Genomic DNA, 23906 nt, shown 5'->3' with positions numbered 1-23906 from the left:
CTTTACAAGAAATTCGGGCGGTCCAGCTTCTTCGAAATTCGATAGGCGGCATTCATCAGCCCGACGTGGCTGTAAGCCTGCGGGAAGTTACCCCACTGGCTGCCGGTTTTGGCGTCCACGTCTTCCGAGAGCAGACCTAGGTGGTTGGTGTAGGTGATGAGCTTTTCAAACTCGTGCTTCGCATCTTCCAACCTGCCGACCACAGCCAGCGCCTCCACGTACCAGAAAGAGCAGATCAGGAACGTCGTTTCGGGCGTGCCGAAGTCGTCGGGGTGACGGTAGCGGTAGAAGAGGCCTTCGGGTGTTTTCAGGGCACCTTCTAGGGCAGCGAGGTGAGTTTTGGCCCGCTCGGAGTTCGGGTCGAGGTAGCCCATCAGGATGAGCTGCAAGCCGCTGGCATCAAGGTGCGGCGAGCCAATGGCGTTGGTGTACGCACCCTGTTTCGGGTCGAAGCACTGCTCGATCTTGTCGGCGGCTTCGCGCATCAGCTCGTTGGCCAGCTTCTCCATGTCTTTGTTCTGGAGGTAGCTTGCCACTTTGCACGCCGCGTGGGCGCCGGCCCAGTGAAACAGGTACGTGTAGCAATGGTACTGCGCGATGTGGCGGAACTCCCACAAACCTGCGTCGGGAATGTTCATGGTGCTTTTGATCATGCGCAAGGCCTCGTACATCATCTTCGAGGAGTTCACCCGCTCGTCGTCGCGGAAGCGGCGGTCGACGTAGAGCGGCAGCAGGGCCACCAGCACCTGCCCATACACGTCGTTCTGGATGTGCGTGTAGGCATCGTTGCCGATGCGCACGGGCTTGTTACCTAGGTAGCCTTCCAGGTCCAACTCCGTCTCAATCAGCTTACTAGCACCCCCAATGCCGTAGAGCGGCTGGTACTTGTCTTCCACTTTGGTGGAAATGTTGGCGATGTAGTGGAAATAGCGCTCCACCTCCTCAAAGTGGCCAATGTTGTTGAAGGCCGTCAGAATGTAGTAGGTGTCGCGCATCCAGCAGTAGCGGTAGTCCCAGTTGCGGGTGCTGCCGGGCGCTTCGGGTAGGCTGGTGGTGGTAGCGGCAATGATGGCGCCGGTGTCTTCGTACTGGTGCAGCTTCAGGGCGAGGGCCGAGCGAATTACTTGGTCCTGGTAGAAGTTGCTGATGCTGGTGCTTTTCACCCATTTTTGCCAGTATTGCAACGTGTTGCGCAGAAACTGCTCGGCGGTATTTGCCAGCGCAGCTTCCAGCGGCGCGCCGTAGGTCAGCACCAGGTACTTCGTCTCGTTCAGCACAAAGCACTCCTGATCAATAATGTAGGTCAGCGGGATGTCGGTGGTGAGGCGGATTTCCTCGTCCAAACCTAGGTAGGCGATGTGGTTGGAGCTGCGGCGGCGGCTGAGCTGGGTGCTGCCGTACTCGCCCACCGGGTTGCAGGTCACCGTCACGCGCGGCACCCCCGACAGCGGCTCCAGCTTGCGGATCATCATCAGCGGCTTGTAGTACCGGTCGTACTGCGAGAAGCGCGGGGCATAATCCGTCACGCGGTAGCGCCCGTTGGCGTCTTCTATTTCGGTGCACAGCACGTTGGTGTTCTCCACGTAGTACTGGCTGGAGGTAAACTCCTTTTCAGAAGATCGGATGCTGAACTCGCCGCCTTTTTTGGTATCCAGTAAGTCGCCGAACACGAAGCTGCTGTCGAAGCGTGGCCAGCAGAGCCAGGCCACCGACGTGTCTTTGCGGATGAGGGCAAGGTAGGCGCAGTTGCCAATCAGACCTAGGTCGTAGGTATGCTTTATCATGAGAGCGTATAGCTGGGGCCGAAAAGGGCCGTTTTGCAAGGAAAAGCTGTTCAGCGTAGTACCGCATCGGGGCCGGTCGGGTTGCCTTTTTTTGAGGAGCTTAGGGGAGGAGCTAGGAGTTGGGAGCTAGAGGAAGAACGTCATTCCTAGGTTACGAGGAATCTCGCGTGCAATAGTAATCCTGACGTCAGAGGTAAGCATTGCACGCGAGATTCCTCCCGCTGGTCGGAATGACGTTCCCCCAGCCCCTTTCCAGATTGGCGCGCTCCTTGTGCGCAGCGGCTTGGTTTGGCCTTTGCGCAAAGGCAAGGCGTTCTACCTTTGCGCAACACCTATTTCTCACCCTCTGACCTGAACCGCTCGTGCGTTTTCCCTTGGGTATTGGCGGCGTTATTGTCGCCGTTGCTTCATTTCTGGTTCTATTCCTCACTTTTTCAGCCCAGGCCCAGACGGCTCCTCCCCTGCTCCGCGACCTAGCACTGCGCACGGACACAACGCGTTACACGCTAAGCCGCAACACCATCCTGGCGCAGGGTGAACCTAGCCTCTACTTCTACTACCGGCAGGAAGATGAAACGGCGGAGCTGCAAATTTACCCCGTCAGCTTCCAGGCGAAGGCGCCGCTGCGCCTCAACCGCTCGGCCGATTTTCAGCTCGTCGACTCCGTTACGGCCGTTGATAACAGCTACTACCGGGCAAAAATCCGCTTTAAAGAGCTGACGGCGGCGCGCTTTCTGAAGCTCACCTTCACCCAGGCTGCGGATAGCGCCGGCCACCCGGCCCGCACCCAAACGGTAAATTTGCTGCCCGTGACGCGCACTACCGTGGACCTGGCCACCAACGATAATGATCTGTACATCGGGGAGGAAAAGGTGTTTGAGCTGCGCAGCAACAACCCCAAGAATGTGCGCACTTCTGCCGACTGGACGCGTGGACAGGACATCGACTACCGCATCACCCAGGAAAACGGCCAGCTGCGGCTGCATGTGTTGCCCAACACCCTAGGTTCGCGGGTGCTAACGGTGCGCGCCCAAACGGAAAAGCCATTCCTAACCGACAACAACCGCCGCCTGAGCTACGCGCTACCGCCTTTGCGCCAAGAGTTTACGGTGAAGTCGTCGCGCCTGCGCTTTCTGAACGTCGATAAAAAGGAAGTGACCATTGATGAGAACTCCCGCCGGCGCGGCATCGAAATCATCCTCGACAACGGCCGCAGTTTCGAGCTGAAGCGCACGTATCGCGTGGAAGATCAGGAGGACCCCGGCGGGGCGCTCATCGCCGAAATCTTCACGCGCAGCTACCTGACCAACGACCGGGTGCTGTGCTGGGTGCGCGTGTATAACACCCACCGCCAGACCGATAGCTACCTCTATATCAAGGAGAACGACCAGCCGAAGTACATCACCAACTTCAACATTTCGCCCAAAACAGCTATTTCGGGCGTGACGGTGCGCCACCGCGGCGGCGACTGGACCACGAACCTGGCCGTGAACCCCGGCGAAACCGTGGACGTGCGCCTGGAAGGCGAGTCGTTGCAGCGGGCGCGCTTCCACTTCGAAGACCTGACGGTGGTGCCTTCCGATTCGTCGGTCCGCTCCGACGCGGCCGTGGTGTACCGCGTGCAGGTGCCCGTCACGATTGACAAAAAGCGCGTTACCATCTTCAACGCCGGCCAGCCGACGGGCTTCGCGCTGTCGGTGCGGGAGTTTCAGCGGCCGCACCCGCTTGATTTTGTGAGCGTAACCTTTGGTGAGTCGCCGCGCTCCATCACGCGCCTCAACGGGCCGGTGCTCTACGACCGGGTTATCCGCGACGTGGTGTTCAGCTTCAACAGCAACGGCATCGACACCGACCAGCAACTGTATGGCAAACAGTATCTTACCGTTGATATTAAAACCCAAAACAGCAAGGGCGAGCTGATTGAAATGCGCACGCTCGACAACATCGTGGTGTGCCCCGGCGAAAATTCAGTGCGCGCGGCGTTCTACCAGGACAAGCAGTGCCAAGTGGGCAACATCAGCCTGAACAATCTGCTCGGTCGCAAGACGTATGACCTCGACGATTGGTCGCGCATTCTGATAACGGTGAAGCACACCCAGGCGCAATACGGCGAGTCGGGCTTCACGCAGCAACTCGAACTGGTGCTCAAGCGCAAAGTGAAGTTTGACATTGACGTGAGCTTTCCGGCGGGTCTGCTTACCAAGCAAATAGGCAGCGATGCCAGCGTGGGCACTTTCAGCGGCATCAGTCTGGCCACCCTGGCGCAATTCAGCTTCTATAGTCCAAACAAAATCAACCGGCTCCGGCCTTATAAAATCGGTGCGGGCTTCGTTGCTCTGAACGCGTTCAACCTGAGCCCCGACAACAAGGACCGCAACCTAGGTATTGTCATCCTAGGGTCGGTGTACCCGACGCGCAGCGATGCCAAGCTTACCTTTCCGCTCTACCTGGGCGGAGGCTACCTGGTGAATGGCGGCAAGCCGTTTTTTCTGCTTGGGCCAGGCATTGGTTTGCGGCTATAAAACCCCACAGCTTTCCCACTCATCGTCATCCTGACGCAGGCAGGACCTTAAGACGTGAGCACGAGTATCCGTTGCAACAACTCGTTCTCGTCTCATAAGGTCCTTCCTGCGTCAGGATGACAACGACTGTGGGCGAGCTGCATGAACGACAGCAAACCGTACCCGCCCACAAAATCCACGTAATCCGAAAAATCTGACCGAATCCGTGGTTCAGATGGCTAGCTCAATGGTCACGATGGTGCCGCGGCCGGGGCGGGAGTCGATGGTGAGGGTGCCGCCGAGCAGGTGGACGCGCTGGCGGATGCCGGCCAGGCCGATGCCTTTGAGCGCGGAAGCATCGGGAGTAGGATCAAAGCCGATGCCGTCGTCCTCGGTGGAAATCGTGACGTGGCCGTCTTCCTGCACCACATGCACGTACACTTCCTGGGCATGGGCGTGCTTGATGATGTTGTTGAGCAGCTCCTGCACCATCCGATAAATGGCCACGTCGAGCAGGCGGGGCCGCGGCTGCTCCAGGCCGTGCAGCTCCATATGAATGTTCAGGTTCTGCTTCGGAATACGCTTGCACAGCTCCTGAAGCCCGACTTTCAACCCGAAATCTTCCAGAATACCCGGCGTCAGCTCGAAGGAGATAGTGCGCGTCGTTCGGATGGCTTCGTCCAGCAAATCCATCACCACCTCGCGGGGGCCCGGGTTCTTACCCGACCAGTTTTCCAGGTTGAGCCGGGTAGCATAGAGCAGCTGCCCCACGCCGTTGTGCAGTGCCTCGGCAATGCGCTTACGCTCTTCTTCCTGCGTGGTGAGAATGGCCGACAGCACTTCCTGCTGCTGCCGCAGCTTGAGGCGCGTAGCTTCCTCGGCCAGCCGCACGCGCTCGGTCACGTCGCGGATGAGCACCAGCGCGCCGCTCACTCTGCCCTCCGCTTCGCGCAACGGCACCAGATACGATTCGAAGTAGCCTTCCCGCTCGTAAAAGCTCAGGTTGTAGCGCGTGCTGCGCCGTCCCCCGAGCACTTCGCGAATCGCGTCGCCCTGGGGGGCGTGCTCGTAGTGCGGAAACACCTCGAACACGTCGCGGCCGAGCAGATCGGCTTCCAGCAGGCCGGTTTGCTGCTCCATCACCTGGTTCCAGGCGGTGAGGCGGCGCTGGTGGTCGAAGGCCAGAATGCCATCGACGCTGTTGTCGAGCAGGTTGTGGGTGAAGTTGCGCTCGGCGAGCAGCTGCTCCTTGTGTTCTTCCAGCTGGGTCACGTCGTGTACCAACCCAATGAGCTGAAGCGCGTTGCCGCGCGCGTCGCGCTCTACCTGGCCGGTGGCTACCACGTAGCACACGCTGCCATCGGGCCACAGCAGGCGGTGGCGAAAGTTGAAGTCGCTCTGGTGGGCCAGGATGTCACCTAGCTTTTCGCCTACCAACGCCAGATCGTCGGGGTGCACCACGGCCCGCACCACGTCGAAGGTAAGCGGCCCGCTGGCCGGGGCCCGGAACAAGGTGCGGGCGCGCTCGTCCAGCTCCAGCGCATCGGTGGCGGGCACCCAGCGCCACACGCCCAGTCCGCCCGCCCGCAAGGCCGCGCTGAGCTGGGCTTCGCTTTGCCGCAGGCGCTCGGCGTCGCGCTTATGCTCCGTCACGTCGCGCCACACGATATGAATGATCGGCGACTCTCCGTCCAGGTTTATCGGCGTCAGTACGGCTTCCATCCAGATGGCTTCGCCGGTTACGCGGTACATCTGGGCCTGGCAGCGCATCGAACCCTCGCGCAGCGCCTGCTGCACCGAGTTCATAAACAAGGCGTACGTGGGCTGCCCATCCGGCTGCTGCTCCGGTGCGTGCTGCCAGGGCTGCGTACCCACCAGGTCGCTTTTTCGTCGAGCTCCTATCAGCTTCAGGGCCGCGGCATTGCAGTCGATAAAGCTTGTATTCTGGAGCAATACTACGGCATCGTTGCTCTCCTCAAACAAGGTCCGGAACCTAGCCTCACTGGTCGTCAGCTGCCGAGCGGCGGCATGCTGCTGCGTAATGTCGAGGATGGCGATGCGCACCAGCGGCGTACGCCCATTGGGCGCTGGCAGGCTGACGCCTTCCAGCCGCACAAACAGCGGCGTCCCCTTATCCAGTTGCAGCTCCAGCTCGCAGGTCTGGCGGTGGTCGGTCTGCCGAACCGCATCCCAGAAAGTCAGAAAATAGTCCTGGTAGGCGGGGCTGACATACAGCAGAAAGCGCCGCCCTTGCAAGCGTTGGCGCACATCGCGCAGCTGCTGGGTGGCAGCCAGGTTGAGCTGCTGAATCAGCCCGGCTGGGTCGAGCGTGATATAGCCGATGGGCGCAAACTCGTACAGATCCTCAAACTGCGCGCGGGCGGTTTGCGCCTCTATCTGGGCTTGCAGCAGCTCCTCGTACTGCATTTCCAGCTCGATCTGGTGCGTTTGCAGCTCCTGCACCAGCAGCATCATATCCTGGGGCGTCCGATCGGTGGCGGCTTGGGTCACCAGCTCGCGCCGCCGCTCGGCGCGCTGGCGCAGCAAGGCCAGGGCCTCGTCTACGTTTTGCCGGGATGCCCGTGGGTCGTTTTCGTTCGGTTCAGCCATCACTTCTGCCTTGCTTGAATGCGGTGCTTTTACTCCGAAGCTAGTTCGGTATTATTTCCCTACGCGTCAACCTCAACGGCCGGAGCAGGAAAGGCAGAAAGCCGGCTCCCGAACCTAGGTTTGAGGCGAAAGCCGGCGCTAAATCAAATCCAGCGCCTTCACTTCCAGTTGGATATAATCCGTTTGGCTGTCGTGGCGAAGGGTGCGCCTGCCGCTGAGCGTAGCCCGCCGCCGACCTAGGTTTGGCAGCTCCAGCTCCAGCAGCAAGTCATCAAACTCATCGGCTTCGCCGGCCAGCAGCGCCAGCAGCTGGTCGCGCATCGGCAGCTGGTTCCAGACGCCGTTGTTCAGCCTGAACAGGGAAGCTCCTTTCACCTCCGACTGGCTCAGCCCAAACGTGCGGGCAAAGGAGGCGCTGAGGGCCAGCACTTTCAGGTCCCGGTTCAGGGCCAACAGCGGCTCCAGCGCGCCTTCCAGGTCGGCCGTCACGAAGTGGGTGGCCGTTTGCTGCTGCTGCTCTTCCAAGCGGCGCAGGTGCGAAATATCCGTGAACGTGACCACCGCACCGTTGATGTAGTTGTCGAGGGTGCGGTAGGGCAGAATGCGCATGGCGTACCACTCGCCGGAGTTGGTCTGGATGATGGTTGCGATGGTGGTCAGGCGGTCGAGCACCCGCCGGACGTCGGCCACGAAGTTGCCGTAGCGCAGGTTGGAGGCAAAATGCGTGACGGGGCGCCCGATATCAGACTGCAACACGTTGATGATGCGCGACACGCGGGGCGTGAACCGCTTGATCGTCATCTGATTATCGAGGAACATAATGGCAATTTCGGTCGAGTCGAGCAGGTTGCGCATGTCGTTGGCGGCTTCGGCCAGCTCGTTCGTCTTGCTCTCGTACTGCATGTTCAGGGTCAGCAGCTCCTCGTTCAGGCTTTGCAGCTCCTCTTTGTTGGTCATGGCTTCCTCGTTGGTGCTTTGCAGCTCCTCGTTGGCCGACTGCAGCTCCTCGTTGGTGCTTTTCAGCTCTTCCAGGCTACTTTCCATCTCCTCGATGGTCATCTGGAGGCGATTTTTGGTGTATTGCAGCTCCTTGTCGAGGGCCGCCACCACGGCATCCCGGCTCAGGTCAGATCCCACCCCGGTCATTTTGCCCTGGCGCACCTTGCGCGGGGTGGGCAGGTCTTCGAAGGCTACCAGCAGCAAGCCGGCCAGCTGCTCCGGCTCTTCCAGGTAGCGCACTTTCAGGCGCAGCAGCTGGTAGCCGGTTTCGGTTTTCACCCGCACGCTATCGACCTGCACCGACTCGCGCTGCTGCGAAGCCCGGTGAATAGCCGTGCTCAGCTCGAACTTCAGCTCCTCGCGGGCCATGTCGTAGATGTTCATGCTGCTCATGCCCGGCGCGGGCTCCAGGTACTTGCCCGTGCGGCCATTCACGTACAGAATGGCGCCTTTGGCATTGATCACCACGGCGGGCGGGGCGTATTGGCTTAGCAGCAGCCGCTGCACCAGCATGGCCAGCTGCCCGGTTTCGCGGCTTCTGGGCAACATGTGGGCCTGGGTCGTGGCGCCGGTCAGCAGCATTTGGCCGGGCTGATGGCGCGAGATGAAAAGCGGGAAGTTCAGCCCCCGGACCGGGGCCATCGACTCGATGCGGCGCGAGATTTTCCACCGCATGTCGAGCGGCACAAACAGGTCCTGAAAGCCGCTCAGGTTTTCCGACGGCCCCAGAAACAGCAAGCCCTCCGGGTTGAGGGCGTAGTGGAAGATGGGCAGCAGGTTTTTTTGCAGATCGGCGCTGAAGTAAATCAGCAGATTGCGGCAGCACAGCAGGTCGAGCTTGGTGAAGGGCGCGTCGCGGTTGATGTTGTGCAGGGCAAACACTACCAGGTCGCGCACCTCCTTCCGGATCTGGTACTGCCCATTGTTGAGGTGAAAAAATCGTTGCAGGCGCTGGGGGCTCACATCGGCCGTAATGTTTTCGGGGTAAATACCTAGCCTGGCGAAGTCGATGCTTTCGGCGCTGATGTCGGTAGCGAAGATCTGCACCTTCAGGTACTTGCCGGGGTCTACGTCGTCGAGGCATTCCAGCAGGCACATGGCCAGCGTGTAGGCTTCTTCGCCGGTAGAGCAGCCGGGCGCCCACACCCGAATGATGCTGTCGTTGGGCTTGCTTTGCAGCAGGGGCCGCAGGTGGGTCTTCAGGCTTTCGAACGCCTCCGGGTCGCGGAAGAACTTGGTGACCCCGATCAGCAGCTCCCGAAACAGCTGTTCTACCTCGTGCGGGTTTTCCTGGAGGTAGCGCACGTAGCTGGGGAAAGACTTGATCTGGTGCGAGTTCATGCGGCGCTCGATGCGGCGCAGCACCGTATTGCGCTTATACAGCGTGAAGTCGTGGCCGGTCTGGCTTCTGATCAGGGTCAGAATCTTGTCGAAGGCGTGGGCCGGCTTTTCCTCCGATTCGGCTTCGGCCCGCGTAGGCCGCACGAGCAGGGGCTTGGCCACGTACTCAAGCAGGGCCTTGGGCATCTCCTCGGGCGGCAACACATAATCCACAAACTCGGTGGACATGGCGGCCCGCGGCATGGCATCGTACTGGGCCGTTTCAGGAGCCTGCACCATCACCATACCATAGTTTTCCATCACCATCTTCAAACCTAGGGTGCCATCGGAGCCGGTGCCGGAAAAGATGATGGTGATGGCCCGGTCGCGGGCGTCGCGGGCCAGGCTTTGCAGGAAGTAGTCGATGGGCAGGCGCCGGGAAGCGGGCTGCGTGGGGGCAAATAGCAGCAGCCGGCCGTTGAGCAGGCTCATCTCCTCCTCGGGCGGAATAACATAAACGTGGCTTACTCGCACGGTCATGCCGTCTTCGGCCTGGTGCACGGGCATTGGGGTGAAGCTTTGCAGCACTTTCACCAGCTCGCCATCCTGGGTGGGCAGCTGGTGGGCCACCACCACGAAGGCCATGCCGCTATCGGGGGGCAGATTCTGAAAGAATGCTTCGAAGGCGCTGATGGAGCCGGCCGAGCCGCCCATGGCCACAATCGGGAACTTGTCTTCGGAGCCCTGCACCCGCGCTATGCGCGGGCCGGCGGGCCCCACGGCCAGGTTTCCCGCACTCTCATCAATCGTAACGGCGCCTTGTTCAGGAGTAAGCTCGTCGTCAGCAGAAGAAGGCCGGGAGGAAAGATCAGTCATGAGGAAGTTAACTACCGGCTAGCCGGCATAAGCTAGGTTTAGAAAATCCGGGGTGGCCGCGCTGCTGCACAAGTGCCGGCGGCCTTGGTCCGTTGCAATCAGGACCGCAAAAATAGGCGTGGTCCGATCCGGTTTCTTACAACTGCCCGAGTTTGCAACAAATTCCAGGCAATCCGTGACAATTTTCAGTGACTATACGTAGGTTATAGCTCTATCATCCACGCTATTCCTGCTTTTTTGTCTGTGCCCAACCATCCTTCGCTTATTGTTATTGGTACCTCCGCCGGGGGTATGCCTGCTCTCATCGAAGTGTTGAGTCAACTGCCTGCTACGCTGCCCGCCGCGGTGTTGGTGGTGCAGCACCTGGCCCCTACTTCATCGTCCGAGTTTCTGGTGGAGCGGCTCAACGAAAGTACGACGTTGTCCTGTCACGTTGCCCGGCACGGGCAGCACATTCATGCGGGCAGCGTGTACTTCTGCCAACCCGACCGGCACTTGCTGGTTAAAGATCATCATCTGCTGGTCACGAAGGGGCCGCACGAAAACAACTTTCGCCCGGCCATCGACGCGCTGTTTCGGTCGGCCGCCGTCGAGTTTGGGGCGGGCGTTATCGGGGTGGTGCTCACCGGCATGCTCCACGACGGCACTGCCGGGCTGGACTTTATCCGGCGCTGCGGCGGCACCACCGTGGTGCAAGACCCGCGCGAAGCTGAATTTCCGAGTATGCCCGAAACCGCGCTGCGCAGCTTACCCATCAACTATGCCGTGCCGCTGGCGCGCATGGGGCACCTGCTCGAAGAGCTGGTGCGGCAGGAAATTACCCCAAGTACTATTCCCGAGGACTTAAAATTGGAGGCCGCCATTGCGGAGCGAGTAGTGGGATCAGCTGAAGACGTAGAAAAGCTAGGCCACCAAGTGGCCCTGACTTGCCCTGACTGCGGGGGCACGCTCTGGCAAATCGATCAGGGCCGGGTACTGCGCTACCGTTGCCACACGGGCCATTCTTTCACGGCCGATTCGCTGCTCAACCGCAGTCAGGATACGCTGGAAGAAACCCTGTGGGTGGCGCTGCGCATGATGGAAGAGCGCAAAAACCTGCTCACCAGCATGGCCAGCCGCGGCGAAGGCTACTGGAGCGTGCAGCAGGAAGAGCGCGTAAACGAAATAAAAGCCCATATCAACCGCCTGCGCGAGTTCCTGCTCAACGGCAAAGACGTAGACAACCTGGCCGGCCCCACCGTGCGCCATGATCGGTAGCTTGCTCACACGAAAACCAGCGCTATAGAAATCGTTGTCATCCTGAGGAACGAAGGACCTTATGCCAGTTGAACGACAACGATAGAGTTATTTCACCCCCATCAGCCAATTACCACCCCATGCGCCATTTCCTCTACCTAGCTTTTCCGGCTTTTACCTTGCTCGCTGCCTGCGGCGACCAGAACACCAAATCGCCGGTGACGCCGCCGGGCGGCGAGAAATCGGCCAAAACCAAGGTGCTGGAGGTCGGGGCCGATGTGCTGCAAGGCAAAGAGCCTTTGCGCCAGCTCGATATCTACCTCGACGGCTTCCACTTCTACAACGGCGTGATCGGCAGCCAGATGGAGGCGCACCACTTCGGATCTAAGCTGAACGAAGACGTGATTCAGTCGGTGATTTACGACGGTAACGGCAAGGATGCCAAGATCATGGGCATCGAGTACATCATCTCGCGGCGCTTGTTTGAGAAGCTGCCCGCCGAGGAAAAGAAGCTCTGGCACAGCCACGCCTACGAGGTAAAATCGGGCGAGCTGGTAGCGCCCGGCTTACCCGACGTGGCCGAGCACGAGCTGATGGAGCAGCTGGCTTCCACCTACGGCAAAACCTTCCACACCTGGCACACCGACCGCGACAAAGAGCTGCCCCTGGGCACGCCCCTGCTCATGGCCGGCTTCACCAAGGATGGCCAGATCGACACGGCCATGGTCGGGCAGCGCGACCGGCGCATGCACGTCTCGATGGCCGAGAAGCGCCGCCAGCGCGCCGACATTCAGGTACCGCCCGTGCTGCCCGGCGCCAACGCCTGGGAAAAAGGCGAAGTGCGGCAGTTGCAGGTGGTGAACAGCGCCGAGCCAGCCATGCAGCACAACGGGCATTAGGAGGAGCTAGGAGCTAAAGGGGGCGCGACAAACGTAAGAAGTTACGTTTGTCGCGCCCCCTTTTTGTTGTGCCAACCTAGCTTTCGGCGCGCAGCATCCAGCGCTTACCTCCCTGCTATTTCAGTGGTAGCTAGGTAGCTGCCACAAAGCTCATTTGCCCTGGATCAGTAGCAGTCGCAAAACTAGGTGGCGCCTGCTTTTCTGCGCCTTCCATTAGCTACACCTGGTATTCAGTGGCAACACTGATGCATAATTATCTGAAAATCTTTTCCTTGTTCTCATCTTTTCGGTTACAAGCCAAGCGACCTTCTACTCCCAACCCCGCTTCGTGCGGCCGGCACCTAACCTACTCACGCTCTATATTCTGCCTAGTCGTCCCCATGATTCTTTAGCAATGTAGAAGCATGGCAATTATACTTTTTAGCCGTTTCCTCAGAAAAACAGGCCAGTAGGTCCCCCAGGAAAATTACTTGTAATAGTCCGCCTCATCCATCTCACTCTTATCCTTATTCATCATGAAGAAAATCGTTTTACTCTTTCCCTTTTTCTATATTCTGCAGTTACTAGGTGCTGATGCCCAAGCGCAGCGAAAGGAAGAGGTTAGTATCCGCGAATTTGTTACCCAGTTCTATATACATGGGATACCAGCAAATGAAGCAGAGAAATACAGTAGCCAAGATGTTCCTGTATTGGCAGCAATGCTAAAAGATCCTGTTTATCAAAAAAGCTGGATGAATATCGTCATTGTACTCGGCTACATAGGTTCTTCCAAGGCGACTAAGCCGTTAGTGCAATTTGTAGACAGCCAGCAGGGGGAAATTTCCGTGGAGACGTTCAGGGCCGTCTTGTATGTATTCCAATCCTTAGGGCACATAGCAAGAAAAGACAGCGACAAGCAAGCGCTGAAAGCGCTAGAAGACTACTTAAGCTTAGATAGCTGGAAAACTAAGGATTTACACTTCTCCTTCTCCCGTTACCGCAACGAAGCCTTGAGTGAAGTATTGGCTCGCCAAGCCATTCAGGGCTTGGGCGTTAGTGGCAAGCCGGAAGCTAATCGGGCCCTGTCAGATCTAAGAAAAAGCAAGGATTTGCGAAGCGATTGGGTGGATAACGTTGACGAGGCAATTTCTCGCAATAGTGCTATACAAGCACGCGGAGTAGAAAAAACTCTTAACCGTAAATAGCTATGAAAATGTTTATTCGCTCTTTTATATCATTGAGAATTATTACAACAATAATTCTCGTGTTTTTTTGCACTACAAGATCGGCTTCTGCACAAGGACACATTGATCCATCTTCTGATAAACATAAACACAGATTTACTTTTTTAAAACATCCTGATACTAACGGCTTCACAGCTGCAAATGCTAGCGCCGCTTTGATTTACGGAACCAGTATTTTACAAAAGTGTGATAATGCTGTTACCGCTGAACAAGACGTTGCAACGATGGTGTCGTTTGTACCCGCAGGTACAGGAACAATCGGCGCATTTGGGCTTATTGGGGATGGGTTAGATGTAATAAATACCAAAGCGGAATTTGACGCAGTACTTGCCGCTACCATCGCAACAACTGGTTTTACTGTTAAAGTAGTAACCGCCATGATGCCCGATTCGGGTGAAACATTCTGCCAGCTAGATCCGGGTGCCTCAGCTTATGGCTGCGCAGGAGAGGGGACACAAATGATCCTTACTGCCGAAACTGACAATAAGGTGATGGGAGAAGTAATGGTGCATGAGTTTGGACATACTCGCGGTCTAGGCCATCGAGGCGACTTAGGTAGTCCACCCGACGTAGGCAATCCAATAATGCATAAAACTAGACTGGGCATGACGGAAGTAGACCAGACCGAAGCGGCTAAATTTCACAACGGCGGCGAGGTTGATGGGAAAAACCGGCCGGTTGATATTGCCTTCGTTATTGACGATACAGGCAGCATGAGTGAGGAAATCAGCAGCGTTATTAACATAGTACAGCGTAAAATCACTGCCTTATCCACGTCTGCCAGCGGCTGCGGGTATGTCTATCAGCTCATCACCTTCAAGGATGCGCCCAATCCCCGCCAGCCCACCACCGACCTGACCGTGATCCGGCAGCAAGTCGCGGCGCTGGTAGCCTCCGGGGGCGGCGACTGCCCGGAGGCTTCGGTGGAAGCCATCGGCGCCGTGCTCGAAAACGTGAAGGATAATGGCACCGTTTTCGTCGCGACAGATGCTGCGCCGCACGCCGGCGTCGACCTGCCGGGCACCATCGCCCGCGCCAGTGCGCGGACCATCAGCATCAGCACCATTCTGTCGGGCGACTGCACACCGGTGGCGAGCCGGGCCGTAGCAACGGCTCAGCTGACAGCCAGCCCGACCGAGGAGCCCACGCCCTTTTCCGACAACCACGACCCCAATGGCAGTACTACCGGCGGCGCGCGCGTCAGTCAGGCGGCGGCCGTCAACTATACTGCACTGGAGGCTTTCTCAGCGCTGGCTGCCGAAACCGGGGGCGTTTTCGCCTACGTGCCGGAAATCAATAATGGCACCGCCGAGGGGCGCGCCCGCTACGAGAGCATTGGCTACGGTATCATTTCCGGCGGGCTCTCGGCCGCTATTTCCCTGGTGCAGCCCGATCGGGTGCCGCTGAACAGCTCACTCACGCTGGTCGTGACGGGCACCAAAACCAACTTCAATCCCAGCACCACGGTCACGTTCAACGATGCGGGCATTCGGGTCGACAGCGTCCGGGTGGTGTCGCCCTTGCGGCTGGAAGTCCGCATTACGGTGCAGCCCAGCGCCACAGTAGGCTTCAAAAACCTGACAGCCACCACGACGCTGCCCGAAGGAACCGAAACGGCCGTCGGCGAGGGCTTGGTACAGGTGACGATGGCTCCCTCGGCGCCCACTATTTTGGCCATCTCGCCCGCGGCCGGCGCTCAGGGGCAGCGCCTGACGGTGAACATAGACGGAATTAACACCCACTTCACCAACAGCTCGGTTTTGAACCTAGGTCCCGGCATCCTGGTGCTGAACACGCAGGCGCTGAGCGCAACGCGACTGAAGGCAGAAATCCAGATTGACGTCTCAGCCGTGACAGGTTTCCGCAACGTGGTTGTGACAACGGGCACCGAAGTAGCCACCGAAAGCGTAGTGGGGCCATTCCTGGTGAATATTCTACCCTCGACTCCTCCCACGACTTCGTCCTGCGCCGACGTGGGCAGCATCCTGCGCGAGTATTGGGCCAACGTGACGGGCGACCTGATTACCGATATTCCGCTTGCCAGCACGCCCACGCAGCTCACCGAGCTTAACAGCTTTGCCACGCCCGTGAACATGGCCGACCACTACGCCGAGCGCCTGCGCGGCTATGTGTGCCCGCCCGCCGACGGCGACTATGTGTTCTACATTGCCGGCGACAACCAGGCCGAGCTGTGGCTGAGCACGGATGATGACCCCACGCACAAGCAAAAGCTAGCTTTCGTGCCCGAGTACACCGCCCCAGGCGACTATGGCCGCTACGCCTCCCAGCAATCCGCCCCCGTGCAGCTGCTGACGGGCCAGCGCTACTACATTGAGGCTCTGCACAAAGAAGGCGAAGGCGACGACCACCTTTCCGTGGGCTGGCGCCTGCCCGACAATTCTCTGCAACGGCCTATTGCCGGCAACCATTTGGTGCCATTCTCGAAGGCGCCCGTGGTGCCACCCGTGAGCTGCACAAATACGGGCAGCATTCGGCGCGAGTACTGGGCGAACGTACCGGGTGACCTGATTACTGATATTCCGCTCGCCAGCACGCCCAGCCAGGTCAGCCAGGTTAGCAGCTTTGCCACGCCCGTGAATGCCGGCGACCGTTATGCGCAGCGCCTGCGCGGCTACGTGTGCCCGCCCGCCGACGGCGACTATGTGTTCTACATTGCCGGCGACAACCAGGCCGAGCTGTGGCTGAGCACGGATGATGACCCCACGCACAAGCAAAAGCTAGCTTTCGTGCCCGAGTACACCGCCCCAGGCGACTACGGCCGCTACGCCTCCCAGAAGTCGAAGGTGGTGCGCTTGCTGACTGGGCATCGGTACTACATTGAGGCTCTGCACAAAGAAGGCGCCGGTGAGGACCACCTCTCCGTGGGCTGGCAGCTGCCCGACAACTCTCTGCAACGGCCTATCGCCGGCGCCCACCTGATGCCCTTTGTGCCCGGCAGCACCGCAGGCACGGCTCCAACGGCTTCGGCAAGCCGAACGGACGAAGACAAGGCGCTGTTCATCTACCCGAACCCTTCTCCCGGCACTTCCACCATCGAGTACGTGGCGCCCAAGGGAGGCTACGCCGTGCTAGAAGTTTACTCTATGCAGGGAATACTCGTGAAAAAGCTGTTCGCGGGCAATACACTAGCCGGCAAAGTAAACCAAGTCACGTTTGACGGCAGCAAGCAAGAGCCGGGCATGTATATCTGCAAGCTGATTTGCGGGGACAACGTGACGTATCGGCGCTTGCAGCTGCTACCCTAGGCGTATCGGGAGCAGCGTGCGGCAACCTAGCTTCTAGTTGCCCATCTATTCAGGAGTGAGCTAGCTGCGCAACTTATTAGCAGAGGTAAAAACGCCCGGAAAACTACGGCATCTGCCAGTGGTTCTCCGGGCGTTTTTCTGTTTAGCGCATTCGGAGGAATTTGATAGCGGCGACGGCAGGAGCTGAGAACTGGAAGACGAATTTATCCGTAGCCTCCTAGCTCCTTGCTCCCTACCCTAGCTCCTCTCCTCATGCCCGAGTCCTCTACCCTAGCTCCTGCGCCGCCCGTTTCGCCGTGGGCGCCGCTGCGGGTGAAGTTTTTCCGGATGCTCTGGATTGCGTCGTTTGTGTCGAACATCGGCACCTGGATGCAGAACGTGGGCGCTGTGTGGCTTATGACCCACCTGACCACTTCCACGGTGCTGGTGGCGCTCATGCAGACGGCTTCGGCCCTGCCCATCTTCCTGCTCAGCCTGCCCGCCGGCGCCCTCGCCGACCTGGTCGACCGGCGCCGGTTTCTGCTGTTCACCCAGGCCTGGATGGGCATCGTGGCGATGGTGCTGGCGGCCGCTACGCTGCTCGGGCACATGTCGCCGTGGGGCCTGCTGTTTCTGACGTTTCTGCTCGATATAGGTGGGGCTCTGAACAACCCTGTGTGGCGAGCTACTACGCCGGAACTGGTACCCAGGCCCCTGCTGCCAGGCGCTATTACCCTGAACAGCATCAGCTTTAATCTGGCGCGGGCGCTGGGGCCGGCCCTGGGCGGACTGGTGGTAGCGTATTCGTCGCCGGGCTTTGCCTTCCTGCTGAATGGGCTGTCCTTCCTGGCTACTATTTACATGGTGTACACCTGGAAGCGGGAAAACCAAGGGCTAGCTTTTTCGGGTTTGGATGGGGAGCGGATTCTGGCGGCACTGCGCGGCGGGGTGCGCTACGCCCGCTTCTCGCCGCCGGTGCAGAACATTCTGGTGCGGGCCTTTGCCTACACTTTCGGGGCCAGCATCGTGTTTGCGCTGCTCTCGCCGGTGGTCGATAAGCTGCTGCACCTAGGTGGGGGCGTGTACTCGGCGCTGCTCTCGTGCATGGGCGGCGGCGCGGTGGTCACGGCCCTGCTGCTGCCGCGCCTGAATCGCGCCTTCGGCATCGACTGGCGGGTGAATCTGGCGGCGGTGCTGTTTGCGGTGGTCAGCCTGGGGCTGGCTTTTGCGCAGCACGTACCGCTTTGGGCGCTGTACGGACTACTCATCATTGGCGGCGCGGCCTGGATGCTGAGCCAAAACAGCTTCAACGTCGCTATTCAGACTGTCGTGCCGAATTGGGTGCAGGCCCGCATCCTGGGTGTATACATCTTTGTTTTCCAGGGCGGTATGGCCCTGGGCAGTGCCACCTGGGGCGCCGTGGCCGATGAGTTTGGCTTGCCCGTCGCCCTGATAGCCTCCGCCATTTGGATGCTGCTAACCTTGCTGCTGGTGTTCCGCTTCTCGCTACGCAACGGCGAAAACCTCGACTTCACCATTGCGCAGCACTGGGCCGAGCCGACCATCGTGTACGAGCCCACTGAAAACGACGGCCCCGTGCTGGTGACGATTTCCTACCGCGTTGCCCAGCAGGATTTACCTGCCTTCACGGCCGTTATGCGGCAGCTCAGCCGCATCCGCCGGCGCGAAGGTGCCATGCGCGTCGGCCTCTACGCCGACCTGGCCGACCCGGAACGAATCATGGAATACTTCGTGGTCGATTCGTGGGCCGAACACGAGGAGCAGCACGAGCGCGGCTTAGGCACCGAGGAAGCCGCGCTGCTGGCGCAGGCCCGCAAATTTCACCGCGGCCCCGAGTTGCCGAAAGTGACGCACATGATTGCGCAATCGTATGCCCCGCCCTCGCCCGCTATTCTGAACACGCCCACGGAAGCGTTGCCCTAGAACCTAGGTTGGCAAATTCTGCTACTTGCTGCTGAGCTTCAGCAGCTGCGTGAGTGCCACGCCCAGCACCACGCCCAGCAGCACCTGCCGCGTAGCACTCGGCGTCGTGATGAAACGGGTCCGCTTGGGGCGAATATCGAGTACGCCAACCGGGTAGGCTCTGGCGCCGCCGCCGTAGCCGCCGCCACTGCCGGTAGCGTCGGCTTTATCGGGGGCCTGTGTGCGGCCGCCCCCACCAAACCCCGCGCCCACGCCCCAGATTACTTTGGCCACGGGCACAACGGTAGCGTAGGGCAGCACCACCGGTTCCCCGAAGACCGCGCGCGTTCCGGCGGCGTGGACAAATTGGTCGAGAAAACGATTCAGCATTGGCTGCGGGTCGGGCGAAGCACTCATAAAGGCAGGTTGAGAATAGTGGAAAGACGCCTGGCCGTGCGCCAGCGGCAAATGGAAGTAATTCTGTAGCGCGGACTTTGTAGTCCGCGCCTGGTCATTTTGTTCACGAACTACAAAGTCCGCACTACAAATAAAGCAAACACGCTATTAGTCGGTAAGCAGCAGCTCCATCTGGATGTTGCAGCGCTCATACGGCGAGGGCTGGCCCGCCACGGTTTTTTCAAAACCTAGCTTATGGTAGAGATTGATGGCCGGCGTCAGCTTGGTGTTGCTTTCCAGATACAGGCGGCGCGCACCTAGGTTGCGCGCTTTGTCGATGGCAGCCTGACCCAGACGGAAACCAATGCCGAGCCCTTGCGCTGTAGGCGAAACGGCCATTTTGGCTAGCTCGTAAGTGTCATCGTCCATCTTCAGCAGCGCGCACGCCCCCACAATCTGGCCCTGATACTCCGCCAGCAGAATGCGGCCGCCGCGCTGCAAGATGTACTCGTTGGGGTGGTCGAGGGCTTTCAGGTCGGCCTCTTCCACCCGGAAGTACTGCTCGATCCACTCGATATTCAGGCGCTTGAAATCTACCTGGTACTGCGGCTGATAGTCCAGCAGCCGGATTTCCCCGGCCACGCGGGCGTCGCGCACGGCTTTCACGCGGGCACCTAGGTTTTGGCGCGATAAGGCGTATTCCATTTCTTCAATAGCTAGCAAAAGGTTGTGCCGGGTTTCGGCTAATAATGCCTCATTGGCTTGCCGCACATCGGCAATTTGCTGCTGCAACGTTGGCCACAGCTTCGCGCCTTCATCGGTGAGCGTAATTACGCTGCGGCGCTGGTCGGCCTCGCCCCGCTGCACGCTCACCAGCTCGTGCTTCGCTAAGTCTTTAACCACTTGGCTGACAGCCGCGTGCGTCTGACCAATCCGCTCGGCAATATCGCCCACGTGCAGCCCCGGCTGCGCAGCGACCGTATAGAAAACGGGAAACCAGCGCGGCTCAAACGGCACCTCCTGGTAGAGGGCGTACACGTCCGATGCCTGGTTGGTCATCACCTCGCTCAGCCGGCGCAGCCGACTTCCCAGCACAGCGGGCCCTAACTCATCAAACAGATTCATGAAACAAATTTAAATAATTACGTAAGCACTTACTAATTTGCGTCACTTTTATGCTCAAGCGTTGGTTATAGCCACCTGATACCAGCAAATGTCTTACCCGTAGTTCATGGCCCGCCGCACCGGCTTTGCAGCAGCCTAAAATCATCCGGTGATTCTAACAATAGCAGAGCCAGGCAGTTGAAGAAGCTCAACGTGGTTGTGCGCCGCACGAACAGTCATTTTTTTTCCTGCCAGATGCGTCCTTTTCAAGCAGAAGAATGTCTATACACGGAAAGGTGATTAGCACCAACGGACGCCCACTCTGCTGCCCTGCGGCAGCAAGTCCCCATTTCATACTTCCCTCATCCGCCACGGTGGACCTTTGGTCGAAGCCACTTCTGTATTCTGATTTATGTGGATAGTTCGATTGGCGCTTTCGCGCCCTTATACCTTTGTGGTCATGTCGTTGCTGATCTTACTGGGCGGCATCATGACCATCCGCAACATGGCGGTCGATATTTTTCCGGAAATCAACATTCCCGTGGTGGGCGTGGTCTGGACGTATTCCGGCATCAGCCCCGAGGAGATGAACCAGCGCATCGTGGTCATCAACGAGCGCGCTTTCACCACCACGGTTAGCAACATCGAGCACATCGAGTCGCAGTCGCTGAAAGGCGTCGGGTTGATCAAGGTGTTTTTCCAGCCGGGCACCAACGTGGAAGCCGGCGTAGCCCAGCTCACTGCTATTACCCAGACGCTGCTGCGCGTGCTGCCGCCCGGCATCACACCGCCGCTCATCATCCGCTACTCGGCCTCCAACGTGCCGATTGCGCAAACCAGCCTGAGCTCCGACAACCTAGGTGAGTCGGACTTGTACGACGCGGGTAATGCGTTTATCCGGCCGGGTTTGGCCGTAGTGCAGGGCGCTTCGGTGCTCCAACCAAACGGCGGTAAGCCCAAGCAGATCATGGTGGACCTGAACCCGGACGCGCTGGCGGGTCGGGGCCTTTCGGCCAACGACGTGGTGAATGCGCTTACCTCGCAAAACCTCACGCTGCCCGCCGGTACGGCCAAAATCGGCAACCGCGAATACGACGTAAAGCTCAACAGCAGCCCCGAAGCTATTGCGACGCTCAACGACTTGCCTATCAAGCAGGTGAATGGCCAAACGATCTACATCCGCGACGTGGCCTTTGTGCACGAAGGCTTCGCGGTGCAGCAGAACATCGTGCGCCAAAACGGCCGCCGCACGGCCATCATTCCGATTCTGAAAACCGGTGCGGCCAGCACGCTCGATATTATTGAGCGAGTAAAGCAGCAGCTGCCCAAGATTGAAGCCTCAGCGCCCGCTGGCCTGAACATCAAGCTGTTGTTCGACCAATCGTTCTTCGTGAAGGCCTCTATTAAAGGCGTTGTCACGGAAGCTTGCATCGCAGCGGCTCTTACGGGTCTGATGATTCTGCTGTTCCTAGGTTCGTGGCGCTCTACGCTCATCATTGCGCTGTCTATTCCGCTGTCGATTCTGGTCAGCATCATCGTGATGAAGCTGCTAGGTCAGACGCTTAACATCATGACGCTGAGCGGCCTGTCGCTGGCTGTGGGCATTCTGGTGGACGACGCGACGGTGGAAATCGAGAACATTCACCGCAACATGGGCATGAAGAAAGGGCTGAAACGCTCGATCCTCGACGGTGCCCAACAGATTGCTACGCCGGCCCTGGTCGCGACCCTCGCTATTTGTATCGTGTTCGTGCCGGTGTTCTTCCTGGCGGGCGCGGCTTCGTCCATCTTTGCCCCACTGGCAATGGCCGTAATCTTCGCTATGCTAGCCTCTTACCTCCTCTCCCGGACGCTGGTGCCCACGATGGTGATGTACCTGCTTCGCAAGGAGCTGCCGATTTATCACAAAGAAGGTGGCGCGCACCTACCTAGCTCGGAAGTGCGCGACGATCATCCGATAACACCTCAGGAAGCCCGCCTGGAGCAGCTGCTACGCGAAAACTACGAGAAGCAGCATGCCAGCATGACAGCGGAGGACGACGACGAGCTGCCCATCACCGATGCGGAGCGCCGCGCCTCCGAAGGCATTGAGCGCAGCTGGGTGTGGCGCGTGCACAAAGCCTTCGACCACGGTTTTGAGAAGTTCCGGGAGAGTTACCGGAGTGCGCTGGCGTGGTCCCTGCACCACCGCCGCACCGTCGTGACGTGCTTTGCCGTGCTGTTTGTGTGCTCGGGCTGCCTGTATCCGTTTATCGGACAGAACTTCTTCCCGAAAGTTGACGCCGGGCAGATGCGCCTGCACATCCGGGTTCCTACCGGTACGCGGGTTGAGGAAACCGAGCGCCGCTTTGCTCAGGTCGAAAAGGTGATTCGCGAGGTTATTCCGGCGGATGAGCTAGACCTCGTGATGGATAACATTGGCCTTCCCGTTGTGCCGATCAACCTGATTCTGAGCGACAACCCAACGATTGGCGCTGGCGACGGCGAGATTCTGGTGGCGATGAAGGAAGACCACGGCCCAACGGCCGAGTACATCACCGAGATTCGGCGCCGCCTGAAACAGCAGCAACCCGACCTGATTGTGTTCTTCCAGGCCGCCGATATCGTAAACCAGACCCTGAACTTCGGCCTGCCCGCTCCTATTGATATTCAGGTAGTGGGCCGCAACAAAGAGGCTAACCAGAAGATTGCCACCAAGCTGAAAGATCAGATTGCCGGCGTGGAAGGCGTGGTTGATGCTTTCGTGTATCAGGCCTTCGACCAGCCCCAGATTCGCCTGGATGTGGACCGTTTGCGGGCGCAGCAAGCTGGCTTGTCGCAGCGCGACATCGCCAACAACGTGCTCGTCAACCTCAGCTCCAGCACCCAGACCAACCCCAACCAGTGGCTGAACCCACAAAACGGCGTGAACTACACCGTGGCCGTGCAAACGCCCACGCGCAACCTAGCTTCGCTGGACGAGCTGCAAAACATTGGGGTAACCAGCGCCACCCAAAACGAAACTCAGCTGCTGAGCAACTTCGCCGTGCTACGCCGCACCAAAACCACGGCCGTAGCTAGCAACTACAACATTCAGCGCGTGGTGGATGTGTACGCCAGCGTGGAAGGCCGCGACCTAGGTGGCGTGAGCACCGACATTCGCAAGATCATCGCCGAAACGGAGAAAAACCTACCCAAAGGCACGACCATCACGATTCGCGGTCAGGTGGACAGCATGCGCACGTCGTTCATCGGCCTAGGTATCGGTTTGATTGGCGCTATCATCCTGGTTTATATGCTGATGGTGGTAAACTTCCAGTCGTGGCTTGATCCGTTCATCATCATCACCGCGCTGCCGGGCGCCATGTCGGGCATCCTGTGGATGCTGTTTGTAACCCAAACGACCTTCAGCGTGCCTTCGCTCATGGGTGCCATCATGTGCATCGGCGTGGCCACGGCCAACAGTATTCTGCTGGTGACGTTTGCCAATGAGCGCCGCGAGGAAGAGCCGGATTTGTCGCCGCTGGATGCCGCCTTGGATGCTGGTTATACCCGTCTGCGTCCGGTGCTGATGACGGCCTTGGCGATGACTATTGGTCTGCTGCCGATGTCGCTGGGCCTGGGTGAGGGTGGCGAGCAGAACGCGCCCCTAGGTCGCGCCGTAATTGGCGGCATCATGCTCGCCACTGTCACGACGTTGTTCTTCGTGCCCATCATGTTTAGCTACCTGAAAAAGCAGGAAGAAAAGCCGGTTGAAGAGCAGCCGGCGGAGTTAGTGCATTAATTTATTTCCCGCAGAGTGCTGCAGAGG

General features: G+C 59.1%; 12 protein-coding genes. 7 read left to right on the top strand and 5 right to left on the bottom strand.

The genetic code is table 11. The features are described 5' to 3' along the window. Positions 1 to 2: 2 nt before the first annotated feature. Entirely contained in the window at positions 3 to 1784 is a 1782-nt protein-coding gene (locus tag IEX74_RS18415) for a glycoside hydrolase family 15 protein (RefSeq protein ID WP_188815501.1), read from the bottom strand. 362 nt (positions 1785 to 2146) lie between these two features. Here IEX74_RS18415 and IEX74_RS18410 point away from each other — a divergent pair, with 362 nt between their 5' ends. Continuing rightward, the gene (locus tag IEX74_RS18410) at positions 2147 to 4306 is read left to right on the top strand and encodes a hypothetical protein (protein WP_188815500.1); all 2160 of its coding nucleotides are present in this window, start codon (positions 2147 to 2149) and stop codon (positions 4304 to 4306) included. 210 nt (positions 4307 to 4516) lie between these two features. Here IEX74_RS18410 and IEX74_RS18405 read toward each other — a convergent pair whose 3' ends face one another. Further along, positions 4517 to 6895, bottom strand: a complete 2379-nt coding sequence (locus IEX74_RS18405) for a PAS domain-containing sensor histidine kinase (RefSeq protein WP_188815499.1) — start codon at positions 6893 to 6895, stop codon at positions 4517 to 4519. Positions 6896 to 7033: 138 nt separating this feature from the next. Next, positions 7034 to 10090: a CheR family methyltransferase gene (locus IEX74_RS18400; protein ID WP_188815498.1), complete on the bottom strand. Its 3057-nt coding sequence runs from the start codon at positions 10088 to 10090 to the stop codon at positions 7034 to 7036. Positions 10091 to 10333: 243 nt separating this feature from the next. Here IEX74_RS18400 and IEX74_RS18395 point away from each other — a divergent pair, with 243 nt between their 5' ends. The 5 genes from IEX74_RS18395 to IEX74_RS18375 all read left to right on the top strand — a co-directional run bounded on the left by IEX74_RS18395 (position 10334) and on the right by IEX74_RS18375 (position 18637). After that, the gene (locus IEX74_RS18395; RefSeq protein ID WP_188815497.1) at positions 10334 to 11347 is read left to right on the top strand and encodes a chemotaxis protein CheB; all 1014 of its coding nucleotides are present in this window, start codon (positions 10334 to 10336) and stop codon (positions 11345 to 11347) included. Between the two features lie 119 nt (positions 11348 to 11466). Continuing rightward, positions 11467 to 12225, top strand: coding sequence for an OBAP family protein (locus IEX74_RS18390; RefSeq protein ID WP_188815496.1), 759 nt, complete (start codon positions 11467 to 11469; stop codon positions 12223 to 12225). 515 nt (positions 12226 to 12740) lie between these two features. Next, the gene (locus IEX74_RS18385; RefSeq protein ID WP_188815495.1) at positions 12741 to 13409 is read left to right on the top strand and encodes a hypothetical protein; all 669 of its coding nucleotides are present in this window, start codon (positions 12741 to 12743) and stop codon (positions 13407 to 13409) included. Positions 13410 to 14032: 623 nt separating this feature from the next. Beyond that, positions 14033 to 16714 carry a PA14 domain-containing protein gene (locus IEX74_RS18380; RefSeq protein ID WP_188815494.1) on the top strand — a complete coding sequence of 894 codons (2682 nt, stop codon included), beginning with the start codon at positions 14033 to 14035 and terminating at the stop codon, positions 16712 to 16714. Positions 16715 to 16966: 252 nt separating this feature from the next. Then, entirely contained in the window at positions 16967 to 18637 is a 1671-nt protein-coding gene (locus IEX74_RS18375; protein ID WP_188815493.1) for an MFS transporter, read from the top strand. A 21-nt stretch (positions 18638 to 18658) separates the two neighbouring features. Here IEX74_RS18375 and IEX74_RS18370 read toward each other — a convergent pair whose 3' ends face one another. Together IEX74_RS18370 and IEX74_RS18365 are read right to left on the bottom strand one after the other, a co-directional pair. Beyond that, complete coding sequence (locus IEX74_RS18370) at positions 18659 to 19033, bottom strand: spore germination protein GerW family protein (protein ID WP_229755365.1); 375 nt, start codon at positions 19031 to 19033, stop codon at positions 18659 to 18661. Between the two features lie 147 nt (positions 19034 to 19180). Beyond that, positions 19181 to 20137 carry a bifunctional helix-turn-helix transcriptional regulator/GNAT family N-acetyltransferase gene (locus tag IEX74_RS18365; RefSeq protein WP_188815492.1) on the bottom strand — a complete coding sequence of 319 codons (957 nt, stop codon included), beginning with the start codon at positions 20135 to 20137 and terminating at the stop codon, positions 19181 to 19183. Positions 20138 to 20528: 391 nt separating this feature from the next. Here IEX74_RS18365 and IEX74_RS18360 point away from each other — a divergent pair, with 391 nt between their 5' ends. Beyond that, a complete protein-coding gene (locus IEX74_RS18360) occupies positions 20529 to 23879 on the top strand; it encodes an efflux RND transporter permease subunit (RefSeq protein ID WP_188815491.1) in 3351 nt (1116 codons plus the stop codon). Positions 23880 to 23906 lie beyond the last annotated feature (27 nt).

Source organism: Hymenobacter cavernae, assembly GCF_014641455.1.
Classification (GTDB): Bacteria; Bacteroidota; Bacteroidia; order Cytophagales; family Hymenobacteraceae; genus Hymenobacter; species Hymenobacter cavernae.
This window is presented reverse-complemented; position numbering and strand designations above follow the sequence as displayed.